Source organism: Paraburkholderia lebeckiae (assembly GCF_014201005.1).
In the GTDB taxonomy this organism is placed as follows: domain Bacteria; phylum Pseudomonadota; class Gammaproteobacteria; order Burkholderiales; family Burkholderiaceae; genus Paraburkholderia; species Paraburkholderia tuberum.
This window is the reverse complement of the sequence record NZ_JACHDK010000008.1, coordinates 187,442-211,850: the sequence shown is the minus strand read 5'-3', so window position 1 is coordinate 211,850 and position 24,409 is coordinate 187,442. Positions and strand designations below refer to the sequence as shown.

Sequence of the window (24,409 nt, the reverse complement as noted above, 5' to 3'; positions counted from 1 at the left end):
CGCGCAAACACTGGGGTGTGAAATGAAGGTGATCGAATTGCCGAAATTGATGACGCTGGAAGCGTGGGCAGAGCGCATGTTTGGTGACGCCAAGCCTCACCGAAACACGCTGCTCAACTGGCGACGCAATGGCCGCATCGTCCCGCAACCTATCAAGTGCGGTGGCCGTTATTTCGTCGAGCCGAACGCTGTCTACTGTGATGACGCCGGCGAGATGTCGCGGAGGCTCGGCAATGGCGGCTAGGAGGCGCGAGGCAAAGCGGCGCAACTGGCCGAACCATCTGAACCAGAACGGCGCCGGGTACTTTTACTGGCGCGACCCCGACACAAAGCAGGACTATGGTCTCGGCCACGACCAGGCGCGCGCGTTTGCCGAGGCGCGCGCCGCAAACCTCGCGGTTGAGAAGCGTCGCGGGAACATGTCGCTCGCGCAGAAGATATTGGAGCCTGCAGGCAGAACGCTAGACGTGTGGGCCACTGAATACGAGCAGATCTACATCGACACACGCAAGGGAACGCCGGCGACGATCAAAACGGTGAAAGCGGGCATTCGGGCAGTGCGCACCGCGCCGTTCGCCGGCAAGCACCTCCGAGAGATCAAGACAGAAGAGGTATCCGATTTCATCCGGGGCGCCATCACAACCCGTGGCGCCTCAATGGCCGCGCTGATTCGAAAGACGCTCGCGGACATGATGCGCGAGGCAGAGACGCGCGGCCTGATTGAAACCGGGAAGAACCCTGTCACCGTTACTCGCGCTCCAGACCTCGAGGTCGAGCGCTCCCGCCTGACGCTGGATCAGTTCCGGGAAATCTACGCCGTCGCACTTGAGGACGTCCCCTGGGCAGCCCGCAGCATGGAACTCGCGTTGCTGACCGCGCAGCGCCGCGAGGATGTCGCCCCAATGCTGTTTTCGGACGTGAAAGACGGGTTCCTGTTTGTGACCCAGAGGAAGACCGGGGTCAAGCTACGCATTCCCGTCGGCGTCCGCATCGACGCGCTCGGACTATCGCTCGAGGATGTGATCAAGCGGTGCCGCGACGCCGTCATATCGAAGTCCATGCTCCATCACGTGAGGCGACACGGACACCGCAAGCCCGGCGACGCGCTAGAGGTCAACTCGCTGACTCGGGCGTTCGCGCGTGCTCGAGACGCGGCCGAAATTGCGTGGGAGGAAGGCAAGATGCCGGCCACCTTCCACGAGCTGCGCAGTCTCGCCGCGCGACTCTATACCGAGCAATACGGTCCCGATTTCGCGCAGGCGATCCTCGGACACAAGAGCGCCAGCATGACCGCGATGTACCGAGACGTGCGGGGCGCCGAATGGGTCGAGGTGAAGCTGGCCGGCTAAAAATTCCAGACGAATTCCAGACGAATTCCAGACGCTCTAGCTGGGGCGGGCGTTTCCGGCCCACTCGATTACGTGAGAGGTAATCAAGCGGATGCAGCCTTCGCCAAATAGGTCATTCGGCCGAGTCGTCAAAAGACCTTCGCACCGCTAACCTCAAGTGACTCATCGAAGCCCGCCGACGACATCGCGAGGCGGGCAATGCAATGAACAGGAGGATCACTTGGACCGCTTTGTCGAGACGCTTTTCTCGCTTGCACGACCGTATCCTAAGAGATACAATCATCCGCAGATCGAAACACCGCGCGTGTACACGATCAACTGCACCGAAGAGTTCGACCGTTGGCTTCACGGCCTCACCGACCTCAAGGCGAAGGCGCAAATTCTCGTGCGGATCCGCCGCGCGGAACGCGGGCTTTTCGGCGACGCGAAGTTGCTGGAAAGCGGCGTGTTCGAGATGCGCATCGATTGCGGGCCGGGTTACCGGGTCTACTACGCGCGCGAGGAACGCATGATGTATCTGCTGCTCTGCGGGGGTAACAAGTCCACGCAGCAGGCGGATATCAGGCATGCCGGAGCAATGTGGACAACCATCAGAAAGGAACGGTCATGAGCAAGATCAAAACGGCACGCTTCGATGCATCGAAGTACCTCGACAACGACGAAATGGTCGCGGCCTATCTGAACGCCGCCCTCGACGAAGGCGACTCCGATCTGCTGCTCGCCGCCATCGCGGATATCGCCAAGGCGCGCGGCATCACGAAGATCGCCGCGGCAGCGGGCCTGGGCCGCGAAAGCCTCTACAAGACACTCGCGCCCGGCTCCAAGCCACGCATGGACACGGTCCTGAAACTGGCCAGTGCGATCGGCGTCAAATTCACCGCCGTGCCGTTGCGCCTGGCTGCCGCCTGAGCCGGGCACGCATCTCGTTGACAGAAATTGGCGGGGCCTTACCTCTCAGGTAATCGATTGTTTGCATGCTTTGACTATGATCGGTGGCATGAACACACTTTCTATTGCACAAGGGGCTCCTTCATCCGCGCCGATCGGCACTCGGGCGGTCGGCGAACTTCTCCGCGAATGGCGGCAGCGGCGGCGCATGAGTCAGTTGCTGCTCGCCACGGAGGCTGACATTTCGACCCGCCATCTGAGCTTTGTCGAATCGGGGCGCGCGCTACCGAGCCGGGAAATGGTCATGCATCTCGCCGAGCGCCTCGACGTGCCGTTGCGCGCGCGCAATGCTCTGCTCGTCGCGGCCGGTTACGCGCCGCTGTTTCGCGAACGTCCCCTCTCCGACCCGCAGCTCGCCGCCGCGCGCGAAGCCGTCGAACTGGTGCTCAAAGGACATGAGCCCTACCCGGCCCTCGCGATCGACCGGCACTGGACCATCGTCGCGACCAACAATGCGATTGCGCCGTTGCTGAGCGGCGCGAGTCCCGAACTGTTGAAGCCACCGGTCAACGCATTGCGCCTGAGTCTGCATCCACAAGGCATTGCGGCGTCGATCGTCAACTGGCATGCGTGGCGCGAGCATGTGCTGGCCCGCCTGCAACGGCAGATCGACGTCAGCGGCGACGACACGCTGAGCGCACTGCGCGACGAACTGGCCGGCTACCCCGCGCCGCCGGATGCAGACGCCTCGACGCTGGACAATGCAGTCCTCAACCAGATCGCCGTGCCATTGCGGCTGCGTACGCCGCTTGGCGTGCTGTCGTTTTTCAGCACCACCACGGTGTTCGGCACGCCCGTGGACGTTACGCTGTCGGAACTCGCCATCGAGGCGTTCTTTCCAGCGGATCGGCAAACCGCGTCGGCGCTGCGCGAATTTGCCGAACACCAGCGCGGCTAGCCGCTCGCGTACCTCCACTCTACTCACCACGAATAAGTGAGATGTCCATCAACGCCGACACCCTGCTGATCCGCCAACTCGGACCCGCCGACCGGGACGCCTATTTCCAGCTTCGTCTGCGCGGGCTGAAGGCGCACCCCGCTTCGTTCGGACAAAGCCACGACGAAGCGCTGGCGAAAGGCGCCGGGCAGCACGACGCGACACTGCAGGGCTCGGAGACGGAAGGCACGTTTCTGCTTGGCGCGTATGCGTCGGCCGACGCTCCGCTGATCGGCGTCGTCGGTCTGCTGCGCAATAAAGCCCACAAGGAGCGGCACAAGGCGAACGTGGTCGGCATGTATGTCGCACAGGAAGCGGCTGGTCGTGGGGTCGGGCGCGCGCTGCTCGGCGAGTTGCTGACGCGCGCGGCGCGCGTCGACGGTTTGCGACAGGTGCAGCTAACCGTGGGTAGCCGCAACTACGCGGCGCGCAGGCTGTATGAATCGCTCGGCTTTCGCAAATATGGGTGCGAAGTCGGCGCCTTGAACGTCGACGGGGTGTTCCATGACGAGGATCTGATGGCGCGATTCCTCGCGTAGCTCCCCGGGAATTATTGACAACGCCTCCTTGCGGCCATTTCCTGCGCCTCGTCAACGTTGTAATGTCGTCGCCTATTGCACCGACATCGTGTCAGACAGCCTGCACGGCACTGGCTTCTCGCAGCCTCCGTCCGCAACCTGATCGGTACGCGTCTGCGACCGCTGTTCGGTCTCGCGGTCGAACGAGTGCGCCAGACCGGCTGCCCGTCCTCATCGAGCCGTTACAAATCCGGCCCTGTTTGCGAAGTTTGTAACGGGGGACGCTTCATACCGTTACAGGCTCCATCCGTCCCTCATGCGCCGCCGAACATGAGTATTTATTACCGTCAATTCCATCGCTTTCTGTTTCCTTCCTAATCCAAAACAAATTTACCGAGCGCCGCGCGGTGCGGACGCGCGCCTCTGACAATTGCGCAGGATGCCCAACCAGTAATGGTTTTCATGGATTAGAGGCCAGTCTCGAAACGCTATAAATTCACCTGGCATCATTCATTACAATGGCGTGAAAAACTTACCGAAAAATGATGTAGTTTTTTGAGATATTTTTTTGAGAAAGGATTGATTTCTGGTTTTAGCCTTCATACAATTCGTCCCGAGCTGTTACGAAATGTAACGTCTTGTATCAAATGTTCGCTGTCTGTAGCGGGCAGCAACATGTAGCCGGCGGCCACGTTACCGGCGAGGCAGAAAAGACATAACGGCACAAAGCCGACATAGTAATTCGGGGCTTCGGAAACAGAGAAAATGGACCGTAGCAGCGAGACGCTGGATTCAATCCGCGAGATCAACTTGTCTTACATCATGCTCGCGCAACGCATGTTGCGCGAGGACAAACCGGTCGGAATGTTCCGCCTGGGACTGTCGTCGGAACTGGCTGACTTGCTTGCCGGGCTGTCGCTCGCGCAAATCGTCAAGCTGGCCGCTTCCGACCAGCTTTTGTGCTTCTTCCGCTTCAACGACCATGCGATGCTGTCGGCGTTGACGCAAACGACGAAGCACACCGCAGTTGCACCGACTCACACGGCGATCCTGCTTGCAGGCCAGCCCGCCGAGCAATTTGCCTGATCGAGGTGACTGCAATGCTCAAGCGAAGCCTGACCGAAGATGCACAGGAAGTATTTCGCGCGATCGCACTGATCGAGCTCGGCGCCCGCATGCAGGTGCTCGAGAGCGAGTTGACGCTGTCGCGCGACCGTATGATCCGCCTGTATCGCGAGGTCAAGGGCGTATCGCCGCCCAAGGGCATGCTGCCGTTCTCGGCAGACTGGTACATGACGTGGCTCGCGAACATTCACGCGTCGCTGTTCTACAACACGTACCTGTTCCTCAAGAACGAAGCGCGCTGCTCGCATCTGGATGCGCTGACCAAGGGCTATCGGCTGTATCTCGAACACTGTCAGCACAGCGAAACCGAGCCGGTGCTCGATCTGACGCGCGCGTGGACGCTCGTGCGTTTCTTCGACGCCGACATCCTGCAGTTGACCAGATGCTGCCGCTGTACCGGCAAGTTCGTCGCGCACAAGCACGACCTGCAGCACAACGTCGTGTGCGGCGCCTGCCAGCCGCCGTCGCGTGCCGGCAAGACGAAGAAGGCAGCAGCCGCGCGCCGCGAAGCGCTCGATGCGGCGCAGGTTGCGCAGGCCGCTTGACCGATCGATTCGCCGTCGCGAGACGCGCTCGACCCGATTCAAACCGAAGCTCACATGATTCCGCGCAGTGATTGAACTGCGCGGATTTTTTTTCGCCTTCGCGCCGGGCAAACCGGCGTGCCGAATACCCAACCGCGCCATTGCCGAGCATCCGCACACCGATCAGCGCCGGGATCAGCGCGAGCGCTCGCGTGATGAAGCGCCGCTGCCAGCACGGAATCTTCATTTTCAGGAAGCCTTCCATGATGACCTGCCTCGCCACCGCGCCGGTGAATGTCGAGCTTTGTCCCGACGCGAGCAGCGTGATCGCGAACAGGAAGGCGGCGAAGCCGGTGCCGACGATCGGCGCTAGCAGCCGGTAGGCGTCCTCGATCTGCGTGACCTGGTCGTGGCCCGTCGCGTAAAACGCGGCGGCCGCGAGAATCAGGATCGCCATGTCGATCAGGGCCGCGATCACGAGCGATGCGATCGTGTCGATGCGTGACATGCCGATCGCCGAGCGGATGCTGGCCGGATCGCGCTTCACCGCGCGGGTCCGGACGATCGACGAGTGCAGATACAGGTTATGCGGCATCACCGTCGCGCCGATAATGCCAAGCGTCGTTGACGAGGTTGATGAAGCGCTTGCCAACAGGGTCAGGAATTCAGCGCTTCGCCACCTGCTGCTGCGCTGAAACCGATGCGGATCCGGCCGCGGAGCCGGAAGCCGCAGCCAGCGAAGCCGCCGCGCCGCCGGAAGCACCAACCGGCACCGGCGCCGCCCCGACCGCCGTATCTCCCGCCGTCACATCGCCCCACCCGCCACCGAGCGCGCGAATCAGATTCACGGTCGCGACCGCCTGCGTGCCCGCCAGATGGCTCGCCTGCAATTGCGACTGCAGCACCTGCCGCTCGCCATCGATCACGTCGAGATAGCTGACCGCGCCCTCCGTGTACTGCGTGCGCGACAGATGCGCGGCGCGCTGCGACGCATCGACCGCGTCGTTCTGCTCGCGCATCTGATCGTCGAGCAAGCGCAGATCGGCAAGATTGTCCTCGACTTCACGGAACGCCACGAGCACCTGCTGGCGATATTGCGCGACGTCCTCGTCGTACTTCGAACGCGCCTGCGCGAGATTGGCCTTGCGGCGGCCCCCGTCGAAGATCGGCACCGTCAGCGCGGTACCCGCGAGCGGACCGAGGATGAACGCCCGGCTCGACCACATGAACAGATCGCCGAGCGTCGCCGATTCAAAGCCGAACGCGCCCGTGATGTCGAGCTTCGGGAAGAACGCCGACTTCGCGAGCCCGACGCGCGCATTCGCTGCCTGCATCGCGCGTTCGGCTGCCGCGATGTCCGGCCTGCGTTCGAGCAGCGCCGACGGCAAACCCGGCGGCACGCGCACCGCCACCGGCGCGAGCGGTTCTTCCGCGAACGAGAAATCCGCGGGCGGCTTGCCGAGCAGAATCGCGAGGCTATGCTCCGAGGCCGCCCGTTGCCGCGCGACGCCGACCGCATCGGCACGCGCGCTCGCGAGCTCGTTACGCGAGCGCGACAGATCCAGCTCGCTGATATCGCCTTCCTTGAAGCGCCGCTCGACGAGCTTCAGCGTGTCCTCGCGCAACGCGACGGTGCGGCGATACAGATCCTGGTCGGTGTCGAGCTCGCGCAACTGGAAGTAGTTCTGCGCGACGTCGGCCTGCAACGACAGCTGCACCGAGCGAAACAGCGCTTCGCTCTGCTGCTCGTCCGAGCGCGACGCGTTCACGTTCGAGCTGACCCGCCCGAACAGATCCGCCTCATACGACGCGCCGACCTGCGCACGCCAGATCGTGCCGGTCGTGCCGCCCGCGCTGTCCGGCAGGAACTGCGACGCCGCCGACGCACGCTCCCGGGTCGGGCCGAAGCCCGCGTCGAGCTTCGGGAACCAATCGGACTTCGCCGCCTGCGTGACCGCGCGCGCCTGCTGCACGCGCGCGGCTGCGGCCTTCAGGTCCTGGTTCGCGGCGGCGGCCTGCTCTTCGAGCGCGTTGAGCTGCGGGTCGCCGAACACCTTCCACCATTCGCCACGCAGGGCGTCGTCGGCGGGCTGGGCCGGCTTCCACGTGCCGGTGTTTTGCGCCGACGCGGCCGAACCGGCCGCCACGCCCGACGCCGCCGCAGCCGACGTCGCCATCGCGGGCGCTTCCTTGAACGCCGCCGGCGTATCGACGTCGGGCCGCTTGTACGTGGGCTCGACCGAACAAGCGGCCAGCAGCGCGATCAGCAAACCGCTCGCGGCCGCGCGGCCCCATCCGCGCAAAGAGTCAAAGCGAGATTCAAAGCGTTTCATTGTTGTTTTCTCCTCAGGCGTCCGTAACGGGCGCGCCGTAGCGCGGCGCATCCTTCTGCGCCACGTGAATCGTCCCGCCCGCGAGCGAACGCAGCACCACATAGAACACCGGCGTCAGCATCAGGCCGAACAGCGTGACGCCGAGCATGCCGAAGAACACCGCGACGCCCATCGCGTGACGCATCTCCGAACCCGCGCCGCTCGACAACACCAGCGGCACCACGCCCATGATGAAGGCGATCGACGTCATCAGAATCGGCCGTAGACGCAGACGGCTCGCTTCGATCGCGGCCTGCAGCGGACTGCGTCCGTCGTGTTCGAGCTCACGCGCAAACTCGACGATCAGGATCGCGTTCTTCGCGGACAAGCCCACCAGTACCATCAAACCGATCTGCGTGAAGATGTTGTTGTCGCCACCGGTGAGCCACACGCCGGTCAGCGCGGACAGCACGCTCATCGGCACGATCAGGATCACGGCGAGCGGCAGCGTCAGGCTTTCGTACAGCGCGGCGAGCACGAGGAACACGAGCAGCACGCTGATCGGGAACACCCACATGCCCGCATTGCCGGCGAGGATCTGCTGATACGTGAGGTCGGTCCACTCGAGCTTCACGCCGCGCGGCAGCACCTCGGCGGCCACGCGTTCGGCCGCGGCCTGCGCCTGTCCCGACGAAAAGCCGGGCGCCGGGCCGCCGTTGATGTCGGCCGCCGTGTAGCCGTTGTAGCGCACCACCATCTCCGGCCCGTACGTCGGCGTCACCGTGACGAGCGACGACAACGGCACCATCTCGCCCGCTGCGTTGCGCGTCTTCAGTTGCAGGATGTCGTCGGCGCGTTGACGGAACGGCGCATCCGCCTGCACGCGCACCTGATACACACGGCCGAAGCGATTGAAGTCGTTCACGTACAGCGAGCCCAGATAGATCTGCATCGTGTCGAACACGTCCGTGACCGGCACGCCGAGCTGCTTCGCCTTCACGCGATCGAGATCGACGTTCAGCTGCGGCACGTTGATCTGATAGCTGGAGAAGGTCGGCCCAAGTTCGGGCGTTTGCGCCGCGCGCTTCACGAATGCTTCGGCAGCCTTGTTGAGTTCCGCGTAACCGACCGCGCCGTGATCCTCGAGTTGCATCTTGAAGCCGCCGAGTGTGCCGAGCCCGAGCACCGGCGGCGGCGGGAACACCGCGACGAACGAGTCCTTGATCGCACCGTACTGCTGGTTCAGCGCACCGGCGATGGCGCCTGCCGACAGCTTCTTGTCGCCGCGCTCCTTGAACGGCTTCAGCGTGACGAACACGATGCCCGCGCTCGAACTATTCGTGAATCCATTCACCGACAGACCAGGGAAGGCCACCGCGCTTTCGACGCCCGGCTGCTTCAGCGCGATCGCGCTCATATCGCGGATCACCTTTTCCGTGCGATCGAGCGACGCACCGTTCGGCAACTGCGCGAACGCGATCAGATACTCCTTGTCCTGCGCGGGCACGAAGCCGCCCGGCACGATCCGCGCCACCAATACGGTTGCACCGATGAGGATCGCGTACACCGCGAGCATCGCGCCCTTGCGACGCAGCACGCCGGTCACACCACGGCCGTAGGCTTCCGAACCGCGATGAAAGACCTTGTTGAAACGCTTGAAGAAGCCGCCGAGCACACGGTTCATCACACGCGTCAGCCAGTCTTCCTTCTCGCCGTGGCTGCGCAGCAGTAGCGCGGACAACGCCGGCGACAGCGTCAGCGAATTGAACGCCGAGATCACCGTCGAGATCGCGATGGTCATCGCGAACTGCTTGTAGAACTGGCCCGTGAGACCCGTCATGAACGCGAGCGGCACGAACACGGCGACGAGCGTCAGCGCAATCGCGATGATCGGCCCGCTCACTTCGCGCATCGCCTTGTAGGTCGCCTCGCGCGCACTGAGCCCGCTTTCGATGTTGCGCTCGACGTTCTCCACCACGACGATCGCATCGTCGACCACGATACCGATCGCGAGCACCATGCCGAACAGCGACAACGCGTTGATCGAGAAGCCGAACGCAAGCAGCAGCGAGAACGTACCGACGATCGACACCGGCACCGCGATCAACGGAATGATCGACGCGCGCCACGTCTGCAGGAACACGATCACGACGATCACGACCAGCGCGATCGCTTCGAGCAGTGTATGGATCACCGCCTCGATACTCGAACGCACGAACTGCGTCGGGTCGTAGACGATCCGGTATTCGACGCCGGCCGGCATGTCTTCGGCGAGTTCCTTCATCGCCGCGCGCACCTGCTCTGAAATCGCGAGCGAGTTCGCACCCGGCGCCTGATTGATCGCAAGCGCAACCGCGGGCTTGTTGTCGAGCAGCGAACGCAGGCCATATTCCGACGCCGCGAGCTCGATGCGAGCGATATCGCGCAGATAGGTCACGCCGCCGTCGGGCGCGGTCTTCACGATGATGTCGCCGAATTCGCCCTCGGTCTTCAAACGGCCGCGCGCATTCACCGACAACTGCAATTGCGTGCCCGGCACCGACGGCGACGCACCGATCACACCGGCCGCGACCTGGATGTTCTGCTCGCGGATCGCGTTGACGACTTCGGTCGCCGTGAGACCGCGTTGCGCGACTTTCTGCGGATCGAGCCAGATACGCATTGCGTAATCGCCCGAACCCCACAGCTGCACTTCGCCGACGCCCTGAATCCGCGCGAGCCGATCCTTCACGTTGAGCAGCGCGTAATTGCGCAGATACGTCATGTCGTAGCGATCGTTCGGCGAGATCAGGTGCACGACCATCGTCAGCGTCGGCGAACTCTTGATCGTCGTCACGCCGAGCCGCTGCACGTCATCCGGCAGACGCGGCAGCGCCTGATTGACGCGGTTCTGCACGAGCTGCGTCGCGAGGTCGGGATTGGTGCCGAGCTTGAACGTGACGGTCAGCGTCAGATTGCCGTCGCTATTCGCCTGCGACTGCATGTACAACATGTTCTCGACACCATTGATCTGCTCTTCGAGCGGCGCGGCGACCGCTTCGGCGATCACCTTCGGATTCGCGCCCGGATACTGCGCGTGCACCACCACCGAAGGCGGCACCACTTCCGGATACTCGGAAATGGGCAGCTTGAACAGCGAGATGATACCCCCGAGCAGGATCAATACCGATAGCACGCCTGCGAAGATCGGGCGATCGATGAAGAATTTGGATATGTTCATTGGAAGCTCTTAACGTTGGAGCATGCGCGTTGGAGCATGCGGCTCACGAATTGCCTTTCGCGCCGGCCTCGGCCTTGGCACGCGACTGCGCGAGCGCTGCGCTGTTCGGGTCGTCGTCGGTCGTCATCGGCACCATGTGCGCGCGGACCGTATCGCCGGGACGCACACGCTGAACGCCGTTGACGACGATCCGATCGCCCGGCTTCAAGCCGTCCTTGACGACGCGCAGATTGCCTTGCATCGAACCCGTCGTGATCCCGCGATAAACGACGTGGTTGCCCTGATCGACGACCAGCACGAACTTCTTGTCCTGGTCGGTGCCGACCGCGGCATCGTCGATCAACAGCGCCGGATGCGGTGCGCTGCCCCCCACCTTGACGCGCGCGTAGAGGCCCGGAATCAGCGCGCCGTCCGCGTTGTCGAACTTCGCGCGCACGCGGATAGTGCCCGACGACGTGTCGAGCCGGTTGTCGACCGACTCGATCGTGCCGCTGCGCGAGTAGCCGGATTCATCGGCGAGACCGAGTTCGACCGGCACCTTGCTGCCGTCCTTCGCGCGGCTCAGGTATTGCAGGTAGGTCTGCTCGTCCGCGTCGAACGACGCGTAGATCGGCGACACCGACACGAGCGTCGTCAGCGGCACCGAACTGGCGCCCGCCGACACCACGTTGCCGACCGTGATCTCCGCGCGCGACACGCGGCCCGACACCGGCGCGACGATCTTCGTGTAGCCAAGATTGATGCGCGCGGTTTCCAGCGCGGCTTGCGCGGCCTTCAGGTTCGCGCTCGCCTCGCGCGCGGCGTTCTGCTTCTCGTCGTAGTCGCGTTTGGCGATCGCGTTGTCGACGATCAGCCGTTGCGCGCGTTCCCAGTCGCTTTGCGTGTAGCCGGTGCGTGCCTGCGCGGCCGCGAGCTGCGCTTGCGCGCGATCGACTTCGGCCGCGTACGGACGCGGATCGATCACGAACAGCGTGTCGCCCTGCTTCACGAGCGCGCCGTCCTTGAAGTTCACTGACACGATCGTGCCCGGCACCTGCGAACGCACGTCCACTTTCTGCACGGCTTCGAGACGTCCCGAATAGGACTGCCAGTCGGTGATCGTCTTCTGCACGACGGTCGCCACGTCCACTTCCGGCACGATGGTGGGTGCGGCCGGCGAGCTCGCATCGACACGAATCGCGCCGAAGGTGCCAAGCCCGGCAAGGACGACGACGACCACGGCGGCTAACGCCACGCGGCGGCGGGAAAGAGGAAGGATAGTCATGTGTAGCTCCCGGTATCGTTGATTGAATTTCTGTTTATCGATGAGCGCGCGCGTCGAAGCGCCACTGGAAAAAGCGCACCGCTTCCTGCAAAGCGGGCGGATGATCGGCGAGCGCCGCGTGCGACACGCTCGGAAAGCGCACCACCTGGGTCTGCACGCCCGCGTCGATCAGATTGCTTGCATACTTCTCGGCCTCGACGTGCAGCACGTCGTTCTGCGCGGTCGCGATCAGCGTCGCCGGCAAGCCGGCGAGCCGCGACGATTCAAGCGGCGCCGCATACGGATGCATGCGCTGAGACGCTTGCGGCAGATACGCGCGATAACACGCGGCGCACTCGCGCGCGGTGATGTCCGAACCGAGTCGCTGCTCGTCGCCGAGCCGCGTCAGGCTCGGATCCAGCATCGGGCCGAACAGCGCCTGCGCGCTGATCGGCACGTCGTTACGATCGCGCGCGATGAACGCGAGACAATTGGCGAGTTGGCCGCCCGCGTCGTGGCCCGCCACGCCGATCTTTCTGCTATTGCCACCAAATGCCCGTGCCCGCGTCTGCACCCAAAGCGCCGCGCGATGCGCGTCTTCCGGCGCGGCCGGAAACGGAAACCGCGGCGCGAGCGAATAGCCGACCGACACCACGAGCGCCGGTAAGTGTTCTGCGAAATATCGCGCGGCGAAGTCCGCACACTCGATCGAACCCTTCGTAAAACCGCCGCCGTGAAAATAAAGCAGCACTGGCAATGCGGTTTTTTTCGTCAGCCGATACAGGCGCAACGTAATGGGTTGAGCGTACCCATCGATACCCACGTCGGTGACTTCAAGCGTTGCGTCATTGGCCTCGGCGCCAGTGTCTTCGGCGGAAACGCCGGTGGAAAAAGGCGGGTACGGCGATTTGAATGCATCCATGTCGAGCCGCGCAAATGCGCATAGAACTTCAATGGTCCGAATTGTGGGTTCGGCAGACTCGCAAATAAATGCCTATAATCCGGCAACACAATTCGGTGCCTTTGAACAATCCCGTTGTGATTGTTTTCGCGGACTCCATTCCCGCCTGTGCACCAGCCCCTTCTGGAGGTTTGCAATGGACCGGCTTCAGGCCATGCAAGTGTTCACGCGCGTCGTCGACACCAACAGCTTTACCCGCGCAGCGGAAACGCTCGACCTGCCGCGCGCATCGGTTACTACGATTATTCAGAACCTCGAAGCGTTTCTCGGCACGCGGCTGATGCACCGGACCACCCGCCGTCTCTCGCTGACGCCCGATGGCGCCGCGTACTACGAGCGCTGCGTGCGCATCCTCGCGGACGTCGAAGAGACCGAGGCGAGTTTCCAGAGCGGCAACAAGAAGCCGCACGGCAAGCTACGCATCGACATGCCGGGCTCGATTGGCCGTCTGCTCGTCATTCCGTCGCTGTGCGAATTCCACACGCGCTATCCGGACATCGATCTGCAACTGGGCCTGACCGACCGGCCCGTCGATCTGCTGCAAGAAGGTGTCGATTGCGTGGTGCGTGTCGGCGCGTTGCAGGATTCGTCGCTGGTCGCGCGCCGCATCGGTCTGTTCGAGGGCGTGACCTGCGCGTCGCCCGACTACATCAAGCGCGCGGGCGTGCCCGCTTCGCTCGAAGATCTCGACAATCACAAAGCCGTCAACTACTTCTCGAGCCGCACGGGACGCACGCTCGACTGGGCGTTCCTGGTGAACGGCAACGAAGTGGAAGTGAAGATGAAAAGCATCGTGTCGGTCAACGACGCGGATGCCTACGTGACCTGCGGACTCGAAGGCTTCGGCCTGATTCAGCCGGCGCGCTTCATGGTGCTGCCGCATCTGGGCTCGGGTCAGCTCGTCGAAGTACTGCCGGACTTGAAACCCTTGCCGATGCCGATTTCGGCAGTCTATCCGCACAGTCGTCATCTGTCGCCGAAAGTCCGCGTTTTCGTAGACTGGATCGCGGAGCTGTTCGATCGTTGCCCATTGCTGAGCGGACGCGGCACTCTCGACGCCACCTGCACGAAGCGCACATTCGAGCAGCGCGAGTCCGCGCCGGCACTCGACACGCCGGTGATGACCGAATGGGTCGCATGAAGTACGGGAAGTGAAACAGTGAATTCCAGCCGCGGCTCCAATGCCGCGGCAACTGTGCAATGGCACGGCCTCGGCGAAGCCTCGCTTGCGATTGTTCCTGAATCGCGACAATTCATTTCGCAAAACCGCGATTTATCCGCACCGCGTCGACGTCTACATTTCACTCTGTCGCAGCGCCATCGCGCTGCCAATGAATGGACAGGAGTGAATCATGAAGCGCAATCTGTTGGCAGGCCTCGCTCTGTCACTGCTCGTCAGCGTTCCGGCATTTGCGCAAGGCGGCGGCGGTATCGGCCGCGCGGGAACGTATGACACGCAACCGGCGCCCACCGCGAGCACGAAGACACGCGCCGAGGTCAAGGCCGAACTGGTCGCCGCGTATCGCGACGGCTCGCTGCCCTCACTGAATCGCACCTCGTATCCGGACAAAGGCCTGATCGGCCAGACGCAAGCCGCGCGCATCGCGTTGCAGGAAGGAACGAACGGCGAAGTGACGCGAGTTGCGAAGGGCCAGTAACGAGTTAGAAGCAGTTGATTCAGAACCCGGCGCGCTTGCGGAGCAAAACTGCGCGCCTCTTCATCGAGGAGCACATCATGACACCATCGGAACTCGACAACTGGAATACCGACACGCCCGTGTGGACGCCGTATCGCCCGGTACAGCATTGAGCGTTGGCTGTCGTTCACGGCACTCGTCGTCATGCGCCCGCGATGTGACTTCGCGGGCGCATTTGCATTGAAGCGATCGAAAGCGGGTGCGGCCCGTGACGACGCGCTTGCCGTCGTTTCCCTATAATCGAACGTCCTTCCCTCGCAGCGGGTTTGTGCGCTTCACTATAGGAGCAACATGATGGATTATGTGAAACTCGGCCGCACCGGCCTCGATGTATCGCGTCTCTGTCTCGGCTGTATGAGTTATGGCGTACCCTCGCGCGGCACGCACCCCTGGTCGCTCGACGACGAAGCCGCGCGGCCTTTCATCAAGCAGGCGCTCGATCACGGCATCAACTTCTTCGACACCGCCAACGTCTATTCGGACGGCACCAGCGAGGAAATCGTCGGCCGTGCGCTGAGCGACTTTGCGAAGCGCGATGAGATCGTCCTCGCCACCAAGGTCAATAGCCGCATGCATCCGGGCCCGAACGGCGCGGGATTGTCGCGCAAGGCGATCATGGCGGAGATCGACCACAGCCTGCGGCGGCTTGGTACCGACTATGTCGACCTGTATCAGATCCATCGCTGGGACTACGGCACGCCGATCGAAGAAACGATGGAAGCGCTGCACGATGTCGTGAAAGCCGGCAAGGCGCGCTATCTCGGCGCGTCGTCGATGTACGCATGGCAGTTTGCCAAGGCGCTGCAGGTGGCCGAGCGCAATGGCTGGACGCGCTTCGTGACGATGCAGAACTACGTGAATCTGCTGTACCGCGAGGAAGAGCGCGAAATGCTACCGCTGTGCGAAAGCGAAGGCATCGGCGTGATTCCGTGGAGTCCGCTTGCACGCGGACGTTTGACGCGCGACTGGGACACCGAAAGCGCGCGCTCGGAAACCGATGAATTCGGCCGCACGCTGTACGCGCACACGCAGGAAGCGGATCGGCGTGTCGTCGAGCGGGTCAGCGAGATCGCGAAAGAGCGCGGCGTGCCGCGCGCGCAGGTTGCGCTGGCGTGGGTGCTGCAGAAGAAGCCGATTACCGCGCCGATTGTCGGTGCTACCAAACTGCATCATTTCGACGACGCGGTCGCGGCGCTCTCGTTGAAGCTCAGTGACGACGAAGTTCGTCGGCTCGAAGAACTGTATGTGCCGCATGCGGTGGCGGGGTTCAAATAAACGCTGTGAAGCGTACTGGCATCCTGTCGGGACGGCGGAATGACCCGCGACTGCAGCGCACGTCGCTTCGCCTCCGCTCGCCTCCTCTCGTCCGCGGGGTTCATGGACCCCGATTCATGCCCGAGTGGAGAAGTCTTCTTTAATTGCGCGGCACATCCGGTTCGAAGAACACCCAGCGCACCTGAGGAAACGTGGCCTGCAGATCGGCCTCGATGACGTTGATCGCATCGACCATCGCGCGGCCGCTCGCGTAGTCGATCATTTCCGCCTGCACCGCCACCACCACGTGGCGCCCCCACTGCAGCGTGATCAAGTTGATGATGCCGCGAATCTCGGGACGCGCGCGCAGATGCGCGTCGATGGCGCTGCGCACTTCCGGGCTCGCCGATTCGCCGACGAGCATCGACTTCACTTCACGCGCGACGAGCCACGCGATCGTCATCAGCAGAAGACCGACCCCCACCGAGCCGAGCGCGTCATACACGGGGCTGCCGGTCACCATCGTCGATAGCACCGCGACGAAGGCGATCGCGAGACCGAATAGCGCGGCGATATCTTCGCCGGCAACGACCAGCAGATCCGATTCGCGCGTCTCGCGAAACCAGTGCCACAGATTTTTATCGGGATGCGTCTTGCGAATCTCCTTGACCGCGCCCCACAACGATAGCGATTCGAGCACCACCGACACACCGAGCACCGCCAACGCGACGAACGCATATTGCAACGGCTCGCGCGCAATCAGTCGATGCACGCCCTCATACACCGAAAACGCACCGCCGACGAAAAACAGCAGCAACGCAACCAGCAGCGAATAGAAGTTGATTTCGCGGCCGCTACCCATCGGATGCAAAGGGCTCACCGGCTTGCGCGCTTCGCGCAGTCCGAATAGCAGCAGCAGTTGATTGCCGCAGTCGGCGGTGGAGTGAATCGCTTCGGCGAACATCGATCCGGAGCCGGTGAACGCCGCCGCGGCGAACTTGCAGACGGCGATGCCGAAGTTGGCCGCGAGTGCGTAGAAAATGGCTTTCGGCGATTCTTCTTTCATCTGCTGGCGGCGGTCCGTGAGTGGGCTGGGTATTTTTGGGTATTGCACGAGCGAAGTGATCGGCAAGTACTCGATATTATGGATGACAACGACACACCCGCTCGCAGGAATCGGACCTGATGTGCCGTCGTGCCGCCAATTCCCCAGGCGTCCTTTGCACCATTCGTGCGGCTCACGCCCTCTCGAGCGCCGCCATCTCCCGTACGACAACCAGCAACACCGAAAGACTCGCGCCGCCCGTCGCGCGCAGATCGGTCAGCAGACGCGTATAACGCTCGAGCTGTGCCGCGCGTTTGTCGCGCCACGCTTGCACCAGCGAATCGGGCGTCGATGCATCGGTCGCGCCGGCCAATGCGCTTGTGGTCAGCGCGCGCTTGAGCCGTGCGAGTTCGGCGAGCGCCGATGCGCGCGCGAGCATGTCCCAATGCGTCGGCGCCGGCAATGAGGCGGCGCGCTCGCTAATCCAGCCGTAGTTCAGCAGCGTGCCGAGCGCGAAGTAGACGCCCGCGACCTGTTCGAGATTGCGCCCGCACGTCGACGCGACTTCGGCGATATCGAGCAGCGCAGCGGACACCTCGCCGCTCGCGATCCGCACCGCGAGATCGCTATCGACACCCGCATCGACGAACACCCGTTGCCGCTCCGACAACGCTTCGAGGTCCGCGCCAGGCAACAGCGCCGGCCATTGTGGCGCGAGACGCTGCGCGGCGTCGCGGCAGCGCGCGAGCAGGCCGGTCACGTCGTCGCCGGCCGCGCCCGTTTGCAGATGCCGCAGGAACCACAGCGCCGAACGTTCGACGAGCCGCGCGACCTCCGCGAACATGCGTGCCTGCACGTCGTCGGGAACGCGGTTGTCGAGCGCGTCGATGCTGCGCCAGATCTGATCGAGATCGAACACGTCGCGCGCCATGATGCACGCGCGCACGATGTCGCCGGGCTGTGCATCGGTTTCCTCCATCAGCCGATGCACGAACTCGCAGCCAACGCGATTCACGAGCGCATTGGTCAGATGCGTCGCGAGGATTTCACGGCGCAGCGGATGGCGCTGCATCGGTTCGCGGAAACGCTGCCGCAGAGGTTTCGGAAAGTACTCGATCAACATGTCGCTGACGAGCGGGTCTTCCGGCATCGACGATTCGAGCAGCGCGTCATAGAGCCACATCTTGCTGTAAGCGAGCAGCACCGCGCGCTCGGGTGTCGTCAGTCCCTGCTTCGCGGCCGCGCGCTCGGCGATATCGTCGTCGGTGGGCAGAAACTCGATCACACGATTGAGCCGCCCCGCCTTCTCCAGATAGCGCATCAGGCGCGCTTCGGCATCGAGCAGCTCCACGCCAAAACGGCCCGCGATCGACAAAGCCTGGGTCTGATAGTAGTTGTCCGTCAGCACGAGCAGACCGACTTCATCGGTCATTTCGGCAAGCAACGCGTTGCGCTGCTTCTCCGTCATCTCGCCGTCGGCGACGACGAGGCCCAGCAGAATCTTGATGTTGACCTCGTGATCCGAGCAATCGACACCGGCCGAATTATCGATCGCATCGGTATTGATGCGGCCACCGCACTGCGCGAACTCGATGCGCCCGAGTTGCGTCAAGCCGAGATTGCCGCCCTCGGCCACGACCTTGCAGCGCAGATCCGCGCCGTTCACGCGGATCGCGTCGTTCGCGCGATCGCCCGCCTGCTGATTGGTCTCGCGGCTCGCCTTCGCATAGGTGCCGATGCCGCCGTTGTAAAGCAGATCGACCGGCGCCTGCAGAATCACGCGCATCAACTCGGCCGGCGAGAGCGCCGCCGCGCTGATCCCGAGCGCCGCCTGCACCGCCGTCGACAGCGGAATCGTCTTCGCGCCGCGCGGGAACACGCCGCCGCCGGCCGAGATCAGCGACGGATCGTAATCGGCCCAGCTCGAACGGTCGAGCATGAAGAGCCGCGCGCGCTCCGCCATGCTCGCCGCGGGATCGGGATTCGGATCGAGAAAGATATGGCGGTGATCGAACGCGGCGAGCAGCTTGATATGCGGCGACAGCAGCATGCCGTTGCCGAACACGTCGCCCGACATGTCGCCGACACCGACCACCGTGAAGTCCTCGCTCTGCGTGTCGACGCCCATTTCGCGGAAGTGCCGCTTGACCGATTCCCACGCGCCGCGCGCGGTGATGCCCATCTTCTTGTGGTCATAGCCGACCGAGCCGCCCGACGCGAACGCGTCGTCTAGCCAGAAACCGTATTCCTGCGAGATCGCATTCGCGTAGTCGGAAAACGTGGCCGTGCCCTTGTCGGCGGCGACGACCAGGTACGGGTCGTCGGGATCGTGGCGCACCACGTCAGGCGGTGGCACGACTTCGGTGCTCGCCAGATTGTCGGTCACGTCGAGCAAGCCGCGCAGGAAGGTCTGATAGCACGCGACGCCTTCGCGCATCCACGCATCGCGCTCGCTCTGCGGCGGCGGATTCTTGACGACGAAGCCGCCCTTCGAGCCGACCGGCACGATCACCACGTTCTTCACCATCTGCGCCTTCATCAGGCCGAGCACTTCCGTGCGGAAATCCTCGCGCCGATCAGACCAGCGCAGGCCGCCACGCGCGACGCGCCCGCCTCGTAGATGGACGCCCTCGACGCGCGGCGAATAGACCCAGATCTCGAACATCGGTTTCGGCTCGGGCAAACCGGGCACCTGGGCGGGATCGAACTTGAACGACAGATACGGCTTCGGTTGGCCCAGAGCGTCATGGCGGTAGTAGTTGGTGCGCTTGGTCGCCTTGATCACGCCGAGGAACTGCCGCAGGATGCGGTCTTCGTCGAGATTGGGCACCTGGTCGAGCGCGCTGTCGATCGTCTCCAGACAAGCGTTGACGCGGGCCTCGCGTACCGCGCCGAGCGCCGGATCGAAGCGCGCGATGAACAGGTCGACGAGCATGCGCGCAATCGCCGGATTGCCGGTCACCGCGCGTTCGATATACGCGTCGCTGAACGTCGAACCGACCTGTCGCAAGTACTTCGCGTACGCGCGCAGAATCGTCACCTCGCGTGAATTGAGCTGCGCACGCAGCACGAGGCGGTTGAAGTCGTCGCTTTCGATCGTGCCGGTCCACACCTGCTCGAACGCCTGTTCGAACAGATCCTTGACCCGCTCGATGTCGAACTCGGTATCGTCAGCGAGTTCGAGGCCGAAGTCGTGGATCCACGCGGGCATCGCACCGGGCGCCTCGATCAGATAAGGCCGCTCTTCGTCGACGCGCACGCCCAGATGTTCGAGCATCGGCAAGCTGCGCGACAGTGCGATCGGCAGGCCCGCGCGATACACCTTGAAACGGAACGCGCGCGGTCCCGATTCGATCGGCCTGTATAGGTTCATCGCGAGCCGCTCGCTGCCCTGCACGCGCTCGATCAGTTCGATATCGCGCACGGCCGTGCGCGCCGGATAGTCGTCGCGATAGCCGGCCGGGAACGAATCGGCGTAGTGCTGCAGCAAACGGTTGCCCTGCTCTTCTCCGTACGCGTCGAGCAATGCGTCGGCCAGATCGTCCTGCCAGCGTCGCGCGACCTGCACGAGGCGCGCTTCGAGCTCGCGCGTGTCGACGCTTGGCATGCCGCCCGCCTTGGCATGGACGACGAAATGAATTCGCGCGAGCGTCGACTCCGACAGCAGCGGCGTGAATTCGACGTTCTCACCATTGAATGCGTCGGCGAGCAGGTTCGCGATGCGCTGCCGCAGATCGGTGTTGTACTTGTCGCGCGACACGAACACGAGGCACGATACGAAGCGATCGAAGCGATCGCGCCGCACGAACAGCCGCGTGCGCTGATGCTCCTGCAAACGCAGCACGCCGAGGGCGGTGTCGTACAGCTGGTCCTCGTCGGCCTGGAACAATTCGTCGCGCGGATAGGTCTCGAGCACCGTCACCAGCGATTTCGCCAGATGACCTTTCGGCAGGAATGCGGCGCGTCTGACGATATTTGCGCATTTGCGCCTCACAATCGGAATCTCCGCGGACGACACGAAATAAGCGGTGGACGTATACAGGCCGATGAAGCGCCGCTCGCCCGTCACCTTGCCATCGGCGCCGCTCAGCTTGATGCCGACATAGTCGAGATAGCCGGGCCGGTGCACCGTGGCGCGCGAATTGGCCTTAGTCAGAAAGATCGGCGACGACCCGGAGATGATCTCGGCGGCCGCCGGCGGCAACGGCGTGACTTCCGCCGCGCCGCCCGGCTGCCGCGCATCGCGCAGAATGCCGAGACCGGAGCCCGCGACCGCCCGCAAACCGTAGCCGCCGTCGTGCTGCACCAGTTCGTAATCACGGTGGCCGAGGAACGTGAAATGATCGGCGACCATCCATTCGACGAACGCGCGCGCTTCGACGCCCTCGGGACCGCTTTCGCGCGCCTTCATATCTTGAATGGTCTGCTTCGCGCGTTCGATGATCTTCGGCCAATCCTCGACCGCCGCGCGCACGTCGCCGAGCACGCGCGCGATGTCGTCGCGCAACGCGTCGAGTTTTGCGGCATCGCCACAACGATCGACCTCGAAATGGATGCACGAGGTCAGATGCGAGCGCGTATCGCCGGCTTCTTCGGCACCTTGGCTCACGCGCGCAATGCTGCCGTCCGGCGCGCGCCAGATCCGAAATACCGGATGGACGACCGAATGCAGCGCGAGCCGATGCCGGTTGACCGTCATCGAGACCGAATCGACGAGGAACGGCATGTCGTCGTTGACGATTTCGATCACCGTGTGATCGGAATGCCAGCCATGCTGTTCGAGGATCGGGTTATACACGCGCAGCCGCTGCTCGCCCGGCACGAAGCGCTGCGCGGTCTGCCAGTGGGCCAGCGCCGCGCCGTACAGATCGGCGATCGAGCGGCTTTGCAGATCGCCCGCGTCGACGAAATCGTAGTAATGCCGCAGGAAGAGTTCGACGATATTGAAGGTCGGCTCCGGCAACCGCCCCCGCGCAAATTCGACTACATCGTTCAGCAGGTGTGTGACGGCCTCTTCGTTCTTTGCTTGCATGATCGACTCCCCTGGCTGGCGGCAATGGTGAGTATCGCGTGATTCGCAGGCAACGTCTGACTTGGAATTATGCGCCTGCCGTACGCGATACGGCCGTTTCGCGCCGTCAGGTAATACCCGCTGACCGGTCGTCGAAGAATCGCCGGGCTCTGCCCGCATCGCTGCGGCGCGGCAACGCCGTGCGGCTCAACGCGCGGGCTTTACGGGCGCCGGTGCCGGCGCGGCCGCGCCGCTATCCTCGGCGCGCTGGGTGAGCCACGCGCGAATCTGCGCGGCCGTCCACGCGGGATCGTCATGGGGTAGATCGTGGCCGGCCCACGGATGCTTGCGATGCGGCGCGCCCCACGCCGCCGCGAGCTTCGCCGAACAGACCGGGTTGACGAGCCCATCGGCTTCCGACGACAGAATCAGCAGTGCGCACTCCGGCGCGGCGGGCGCCGCGCTAAAGCATGCGGCCGCCCACAATTGCCGTAGCGCATTCGCGCGGCTCACCGGCGCGCTGCGGCGAATCGCGGTCCAGGCAGTGAGATCCGCGCCCAAGGTGTGGAGGTTATTGCACGTGAGTCGATGGATGCCGCTCTCGGCAGCGGCGGCATCGCTCCAATGCGCCGCGACGCCGAGCAAACCAGGCCACGCCGACGGCCGCAGCCGCTCGTGCATGCGGCTGAATGGCCGCATGCTCGTATTGATCAGCACGAGCCGTTCGATCTCGCCGGGATGACCCTGTGCCCAGTGGGTCGCGACCATGCCGCCGAGCGACATCGCGAGCACGTTGTAGGGGCCCGGCGCGCGCGTTTCGAGCGCCGCCTGCCGCACGAATGCGACCATGCCCGCGACGCTCGCGGGCGCGCGCCGCCGCACGTATTCACCGTTGCCAGGCAGATCGAGCAGCAGCAAACGCAAGCCGCTCGTGCTCGTTGCGGCTGGGGTTGCATCGCGCAAGCTATCGCCCGAAATTTGACCCAGGGTTTCGCGCAACGCCGCCGGCAAGCGCCCCCAATGCCGCGTTTCCCGCGTCAGTCCGCGCAGCAGAATCCATGTGCTCATACGCGATCCGGCCCGTACCAGTGATCCAGCGCGCTTCGCAGCAACTGCTCGCGACGATTGCCTTGCGGCAGCCAGCGCTGCGCCGAAAACGCCGCGCGCGCGAGGAAGTCGAACAGGTTCGCATGGCGCCGCAGCACGCGCGCGGTGCGATGCTCCATGACCGGATTGAACATGCCCTGCCGCGAAAACAACTGCCGCGGATTTTTCTTGATCCACAGCCACGAGCCGAGTTCGAGCGTCATCGGCAGAAAGACGTTCGGCGCCGGCGTGCGGTCATACGCGTAGTCCCACAGATCGCCGTGCACCAGATACTGATGGCTTTGCGGCTCGAACGTGTAGCCGTGATGCGGATGCGCGTGTTCGAACATGCTCTTCAACACGTACATTTCGGGCAGATGCGGCATCTGCCGGCGGGTTCGGGCGTACGGAAACCAGATGCTGTCGCTCCAGCCGTAGCCGGAATGGCAATCGAGCGCGATGCTCAGCGGCCGCGCGGCGAGTTGCGTTTCGACTACTTGCAGCAGCGCGGCCGCCTCGACCTCCATCGGCTCGCCCGCGCGGCCGCGATACCAGGGCAACCACGCGCCGACGCGCTGACCGCCCGCCAGCAGCGGCACGCGCGCGTCGGCGTCTTGCGGTGCGTTGCGCATCAGGTCGACGCCGCGCGGATTCGCGCGCGTCGCTGCCCACATGCCGCCGGGATTCGCGATCGGTAAAAAGATCAGCCGGATGGACTGCAATTGCCGCACCAGCAATTCGTCCCATTCGAGCCGAGCGAGCAGCGCGCGCATATGGTCGAGGACGAGTTGCGAGCCGATTCGCTCGAGCCCGTGAATCCCGCCGAAAAAGCCAATGGCTGGCGCGAGCGGATCGGATGAACCGATGCTCGCGGTGTAGATGGAAAAGCGCCGGCCGCGTACCTCGGTCTCGCAGACCGCGCGGATTTCGAAGCTCGCCCTGCCTTGGTCGAGTATCGACTTGAGATCTTCATATTCGGCAAAACTGTCCGGAAGAAAGCTCAAAGGAGTCGGCATGACGGCGTGACCGGAGTGTCGGGATTATTAAGGACGGCCGGAAAACCCGCACTATAGCCTGGCTGTGTGTCAGCACGCGCGAGCGCGCACGTGTGTACGCGAATCGTGTCATCCGTATGTCACTTTCCGTTCGAATCATTGACTTCGCTCTGACTTCGTTTTG

The 24,409-nt window shown here is 63.6% G+C and carries 19 protein-coding genes and 1 pseudogene; 11 read left to right on the top strand and 9 right to left on the bottom strand.

All coding sequences use genetic code 11. The features are described 5' to 3' along the window. Positions 1-22 precede the first annotated feature (22 nt). From HDG39_RS17665 to flhC, 8 genes are all read left to right on the top strand, one after another. Positions 23-244 (top strand): excisionase, encoded by a 222-nt coding sequence (locus HDG39_RS17665; protein WP_260328029.1) that lies wholly within the window; start codon positions 23-25, stop codon positions 242-244. Next, the gene (locus HDG39_RS17660; protein WP_184007182.1) at positions 234-1,349 is read left to right on the top strand and encodes a tyrosine-type recombinase/integrase; all 1,116 of its coding nucleotides are present in this window, start codon (positions 234-236) and stop codon (positions 1,347-1,349) included. Before HDG39_RS17665 ends, HDG39_RS17660 begins: the two co-directional genes overlap by 11 nt. Positions 1,350-1,569: 220 nt before the next feature. Next, the gene (locus HDG39_RS17655; RefSeq protein WP_221305780.1) at positions 1,570-1,959 is read left to right on the top strand and encodes a type II toxin-antitoxin system RelE/ParE family toxin; all 390 of its coding nucleotides are present in this window, start codon (positions 1,570-1,572) and stop codon (positions 1,957-1,959) included. Then, complete coding sequence (locus tag HDG39_RS17650) at positions 1,956-2,258, top strand: addiction module antidote protein (RefSeq protein WP_018423436.1); 303 nt, start codon at positions 1,956-1,958, stop codon at positions 2,256-2,258. The genes HDG39_RS17655 and HDG39_RS17650 overlap by 4 nt, the downstream gene beginning before the upstream one ends. 88 nt (positions 2,259-2,346) lie before the next feature. Continuing rightward, positions 2,347-3,195 carry a helix-turn-helix domain-containing protein gene (locus tag HDG39_RS17645; RefSeq protein WP_184007181.1) on the top strand — a complete coding sequence of 283 codons (849 nt, stop codon included), beginning with the start codon at positions 2,347-2,349 and terminating at the stop codon, positions 3,193-3,195. A gap of 41 nt (positions 3,196-3,236) precedes the next feature. Then, positions 3,237-3,773, top strand: coding sequence for a GNAT family N-acetyltransferase (locus HDG39_RS17640; RefSeq protein ID WP_184007180.1), 537 nt, complete (start codon positions 3,237-3,239; stop codon positions 3,771-3,773). 744 nt (positions 3,774-4,517) lie between these two features. Next, positions 4,518-4,838, top strand: coding sequence for a flagellar transcriptional regulator FlhD (gene flhD, locus HDG39_RS17635; protein ID WP_184007179.1), 321 nt, complete (start codon positions 4,518-4,520; stop codon positions 4,836-4,838). Between the two features lie 14 nt (positions 4,839-4,852). Continuing rightward, complete coding sequence (gene flhC / locus HDG39_RS17630; RefSeq protein WP_018423439.1) at positions 4,853-5,422, top strand: flagellar transcriptional regulator FlhC; 570 nt, start codon at positions 4,853-4,855, stop codon at positions 5,420-5,422. Between the two features lie 127 nt (positions 5,423-5,549). On the opposite strand, the pseudogene HDG39_RS17625 reads toward flhC, so the two are convergent. The 5 genes and pseudogenes from HDG39_RS17625 to HDG39_RS17605 form a co-directional block, all read right to left on the bottom strand. Then, positions 5,550-6,058: pseudogene (locus tag HDG39_RS17625) on the bottom strand (divalent metal cation transporter); the annotation flags it as partial. Between the two features lie 8 nt (positions 6,059-6,066). Further along, on the bottom strand, positions 6,067-7,734 hold the full coding sequence (locus HDG39_RS17620) for an efflux transporter outer membrane subunit (RefSeq protein WP_184007178.1): 1,668 nt from the start codon (positions 7,732-7,734) through the stop codon (positions 6,067-6,069). Positions 7,735-7,747: 13 nt separating this feature from the next. Further along, on the bottom strand, positions 7,748-10,933 hold the full coding sequence (locus HDG39_RS17615) for an efflux RND transporter permease subunit (protein WP_184007177.1): 3,186 nt from the start codon (positions 10,931-10,933) through the stop codon (positions 7,748-7,750). A 43-nt stretch (positions 10,934-10,976) separates the two neighbouring features. After that, positions 10,977-12,197 carry an efflux RND transporter periplasmic adaptor subunit gene (locus HDG39_RS17610; RefSeq protein WP_026226339.1) on the bottom strand — a complete coding sequence of 407 codons (1,221 nt, stop codon included), beginning with the start codon at positions 12,195-12,197 and terminating at the stop codon, positions 10,977-10,979. A gap of 34 nt (positions 12,198-12,231) precedes the next feature. Continuing rightward, positions 12,232-13,098, bottom strand: a complete 867-nt coding sequence (locus tag HDG39_RS17605) for an alpha/beta hydrolase (protein WP_018423443.1) — start codon at positions 13,096-13,098, stop codon at positions 12,232-12,234. 175 nt (positions 13,099-13,273) lie between these two features. On the opposite strand from HDG39_RS17605, the gene HDG39_RS17600 reads away from it, so the two are divergent. The 3 genes from HDG39_RS17600 (at position 13,274) to HDG39_RS17590 (ending at position 16,109) form a co-directional block, all read left to right on the top strand. Beyond that, positions 13,274-14,278: a LysR family transcriptional regulator gene (locus HDG39_RS17600; protein WP_018423444.1), complete on the top strand. Its 1,005-nt coding sequence runs from the start codon at positions 13,274-13,276 to the stop codon at positions 14,276-14,278. A gap of 211 nt (positions 14,279-14,489) precedes the next feature. After that, positions 14,490-14,795 (top strand): DUF4148 domain-containing protein, encoded by a 306-nt coding sequence (locus tag HDG39_RS17595; RefSeq protein WP_184007176.1) that lies wholly within the window; start codon positions 14,490-14,492, stop codon positions 14,793-14,795. 333 nt (positions 14,796-15,128) lie between these two features. After that, a complete protein-coding gene (locus HDG39_RS17590) occupies positions 15,129-16,109 on the top strand; it encodes an aldo/keto reductase (RefSeq protein WP_184007175.1) in 981 nt (326 codons plus the stop codon). 139 nt (positions 16,110-16,248) lie between these two features. Here the strand turns inward: HDG39_RS17590 and HDG39_RS17585 are convergent, their stop codons facing one another. The 4 genes from HDG39_RS17585 to HDG39_RS17570 all read right to left on the bottom strand — a co-directional run bounded on the left by HDG39_RS17585 (position 16,249) and on the right by HDG39_RS17570 (position 24,246). Continuing rightward, on the bottom strand, positions 16,249-17,154 hold the full coding sequence (locus tag HDG39_RS17585) for a cation diffusion facilitator family transporter (protein WP_018423449.1): 906 nt from the start codon (positions 17,152-17,154) through the stop codon (positions 16,249-16,251). 172 nt (positions 17,155-17,326) lie between these two features. After that, on the bottom strand, positions 17,327-22,165 hold the full coding sequence (locus tag HDG39_RS17580; protein ID WP_184007174.1) for an NAD-glutamate dehydrogenase: 4,839 nt from the start codon (positions 22,163-22,165) through the stop codon (positions 17,327-17,329). A gap of 186 nt (positions 22,166-22,351) precedes the next feature. Further along, the gene (locus tag HDG39_RS17575) at positions 22,352-23,212 is read right to left on the bottom strand and encodes an alpha/beta fold hydrolase (protein WP_184007173.1); all 861 of its coding nucleotides are present in this window, start codon (positions 23,210-23,212) and stop codon (positions 22,352-22,354) included. Beyond that, positions 23,209-24,246, bottom strand: a complete 1,038-nt coding sequence (locus HDG39_RS17570; protein ID WP_184007172.1) for a M14 family zinc carboxypeptidase — start codon at positions 24,244-24,246, stop codon at positions 23,209-23,211. Before HDG39_RS17570 ends, HDG39_RS17575 begins: the two co-directional genes overlap by 4 nt. Between the last annotated feature and the right edge of the window lie 163 nt (positions 24,247-24,409).

What these genes read in the sequence shown, in the direction of transcription:
- HDG39_RS17620 (WP_184007178.1), bottom strand. Translation starts at nt 7,734, where the DNA reads ATGAAACGCTTTGAATCTCGCTTTGACTCTTTGCGCGGATGGGGCCGC.
- HDG39_RS17605 (WP_018423443.1), bottom strand. Translation starts at nt 13,098, where the DNA reads ATGGATGCATTCAAATCGCCGTACCCGCCTTTTTCCACCGGCGTTTCC.
- HDG39_RS17665 (WP_260328029.1), top strand. Translation starts at nt 23, where the DNA reads ATGAAGGTGATCGAATTGCCGAAATTGATGACGCTGGAAGCGTGGGCA.
- flhC (WP_018423439.1), top strand. Translation starts at nt 4,853, where the DNA reads ATGCTCAAGCGAAGCCTGACCGAAGATGCACAGGAAGTATTTCGCGCG.
- HDG39_RS17590 (WP_184007175.1), top strand. Translation starts at nt 15,129, where the DNA reads ATGGATTATGTGAAACTCGGCCGCACCGGCCTCGATGTATCGCGTCTC.
- HDG39_RS17615 (WP_184007177.1), bottom strand. Translation starts at nt 10,933, where the DNA reads ATGAACATATCCAAATTCTTCATCGATCGCCCGATCTTCGCAGGCGTG.
- HDG39_RS17660 (WP_184007182.1), top strand. Translation starts at nt 234, where the DNA reads ATGGCGGCTAGGAGGCGCGAGGCAAAGCGGCGCAACTGGCCGAACCAT.
- HDG39_RS17600 (WP_018423444.1), top strand. Translation starts at nt 13,274, where the DNA reads ATGGACCGGCTTCAGGCCATGCAAGTGTTCACGCGCGTCGTCGACACC.
- HDG39_RS17570 (WP_184007172.1), bottom strand. Translation starts at nt 24,246, where the DNA reads ATGCCGACTCCTTTGAGCTTTCTTCCGGACAGTTTTGCCGAATATGAA.
- HDG39_RS17580 (WP_184007174.1), bottom strand. Translation starts at nt 22,165, where the DNA reads ATGCAAGCAAAGAACGAAGAGGCCGTCACACACCTGCTGAACGATGTA.
- HDG39_RS17640 (WP_184007180.1), top strand. Translation starts at nt 3,237, where the DNA reads ATGTCCATCAACGCCGACACCCTGCTGATCCGCCAACTCGGACCCGCC.
- HDG39_RS17595 (WP_184007176.1), top strand. Translation starts at nt 14,490, where the DNA reads ATGAAGCGCAATCTGTTGGCAGGCCTCGCTCTGTCACTGCTCGTCAGC.
- HDG39_RS17575 (WP_184007173.1), bottom strand. Translation starts at nt 23,212, where the DNA reads ATGAGCACATGGATTCTGCTGCGCGGACTGACGCGGGAAACGCGGCAT.
- HDG39_RS17610 (WP_026226339.1), bottom strand. Translation starts at nt 12,197, where the DNA reads ATGACTATCCTTCCTCTTTCCCGCCGCCGCGTGGCGTTAGCCGCCGTG.
- HDG39_RS17585 (WP_018423449.1), bottom strand. Translation starts at nt 17,154, where the DNA reads ATGAAAGAAGAATCGCCGAAAGCCATTTTCTACGCACTCGCGGCCAAC.
- HDG39_RS17645 (WP_184007181.1), top strand. Translation starts at nt 2,347, where the DNA reads ATGAACACACTTTCTATTGCACAAGGGGCTCCTTCATCCGCGCCGATC.
- flhD (WP_184007179.1), top strand. Translation starts at nt 4,518, where the DNA reads ATGGACCGTAGCAGCGAGACGCTGGATTCAATCCGCGAGATCAACTTG.
- HDG39_RS17650 (WP_018423436.1), top strand. Translation starts at nt 1,956, where the DNA reads ATGAGCAAGATCAAAACGGCACGCTTCGATGCATCGAAGTACCTCGAC.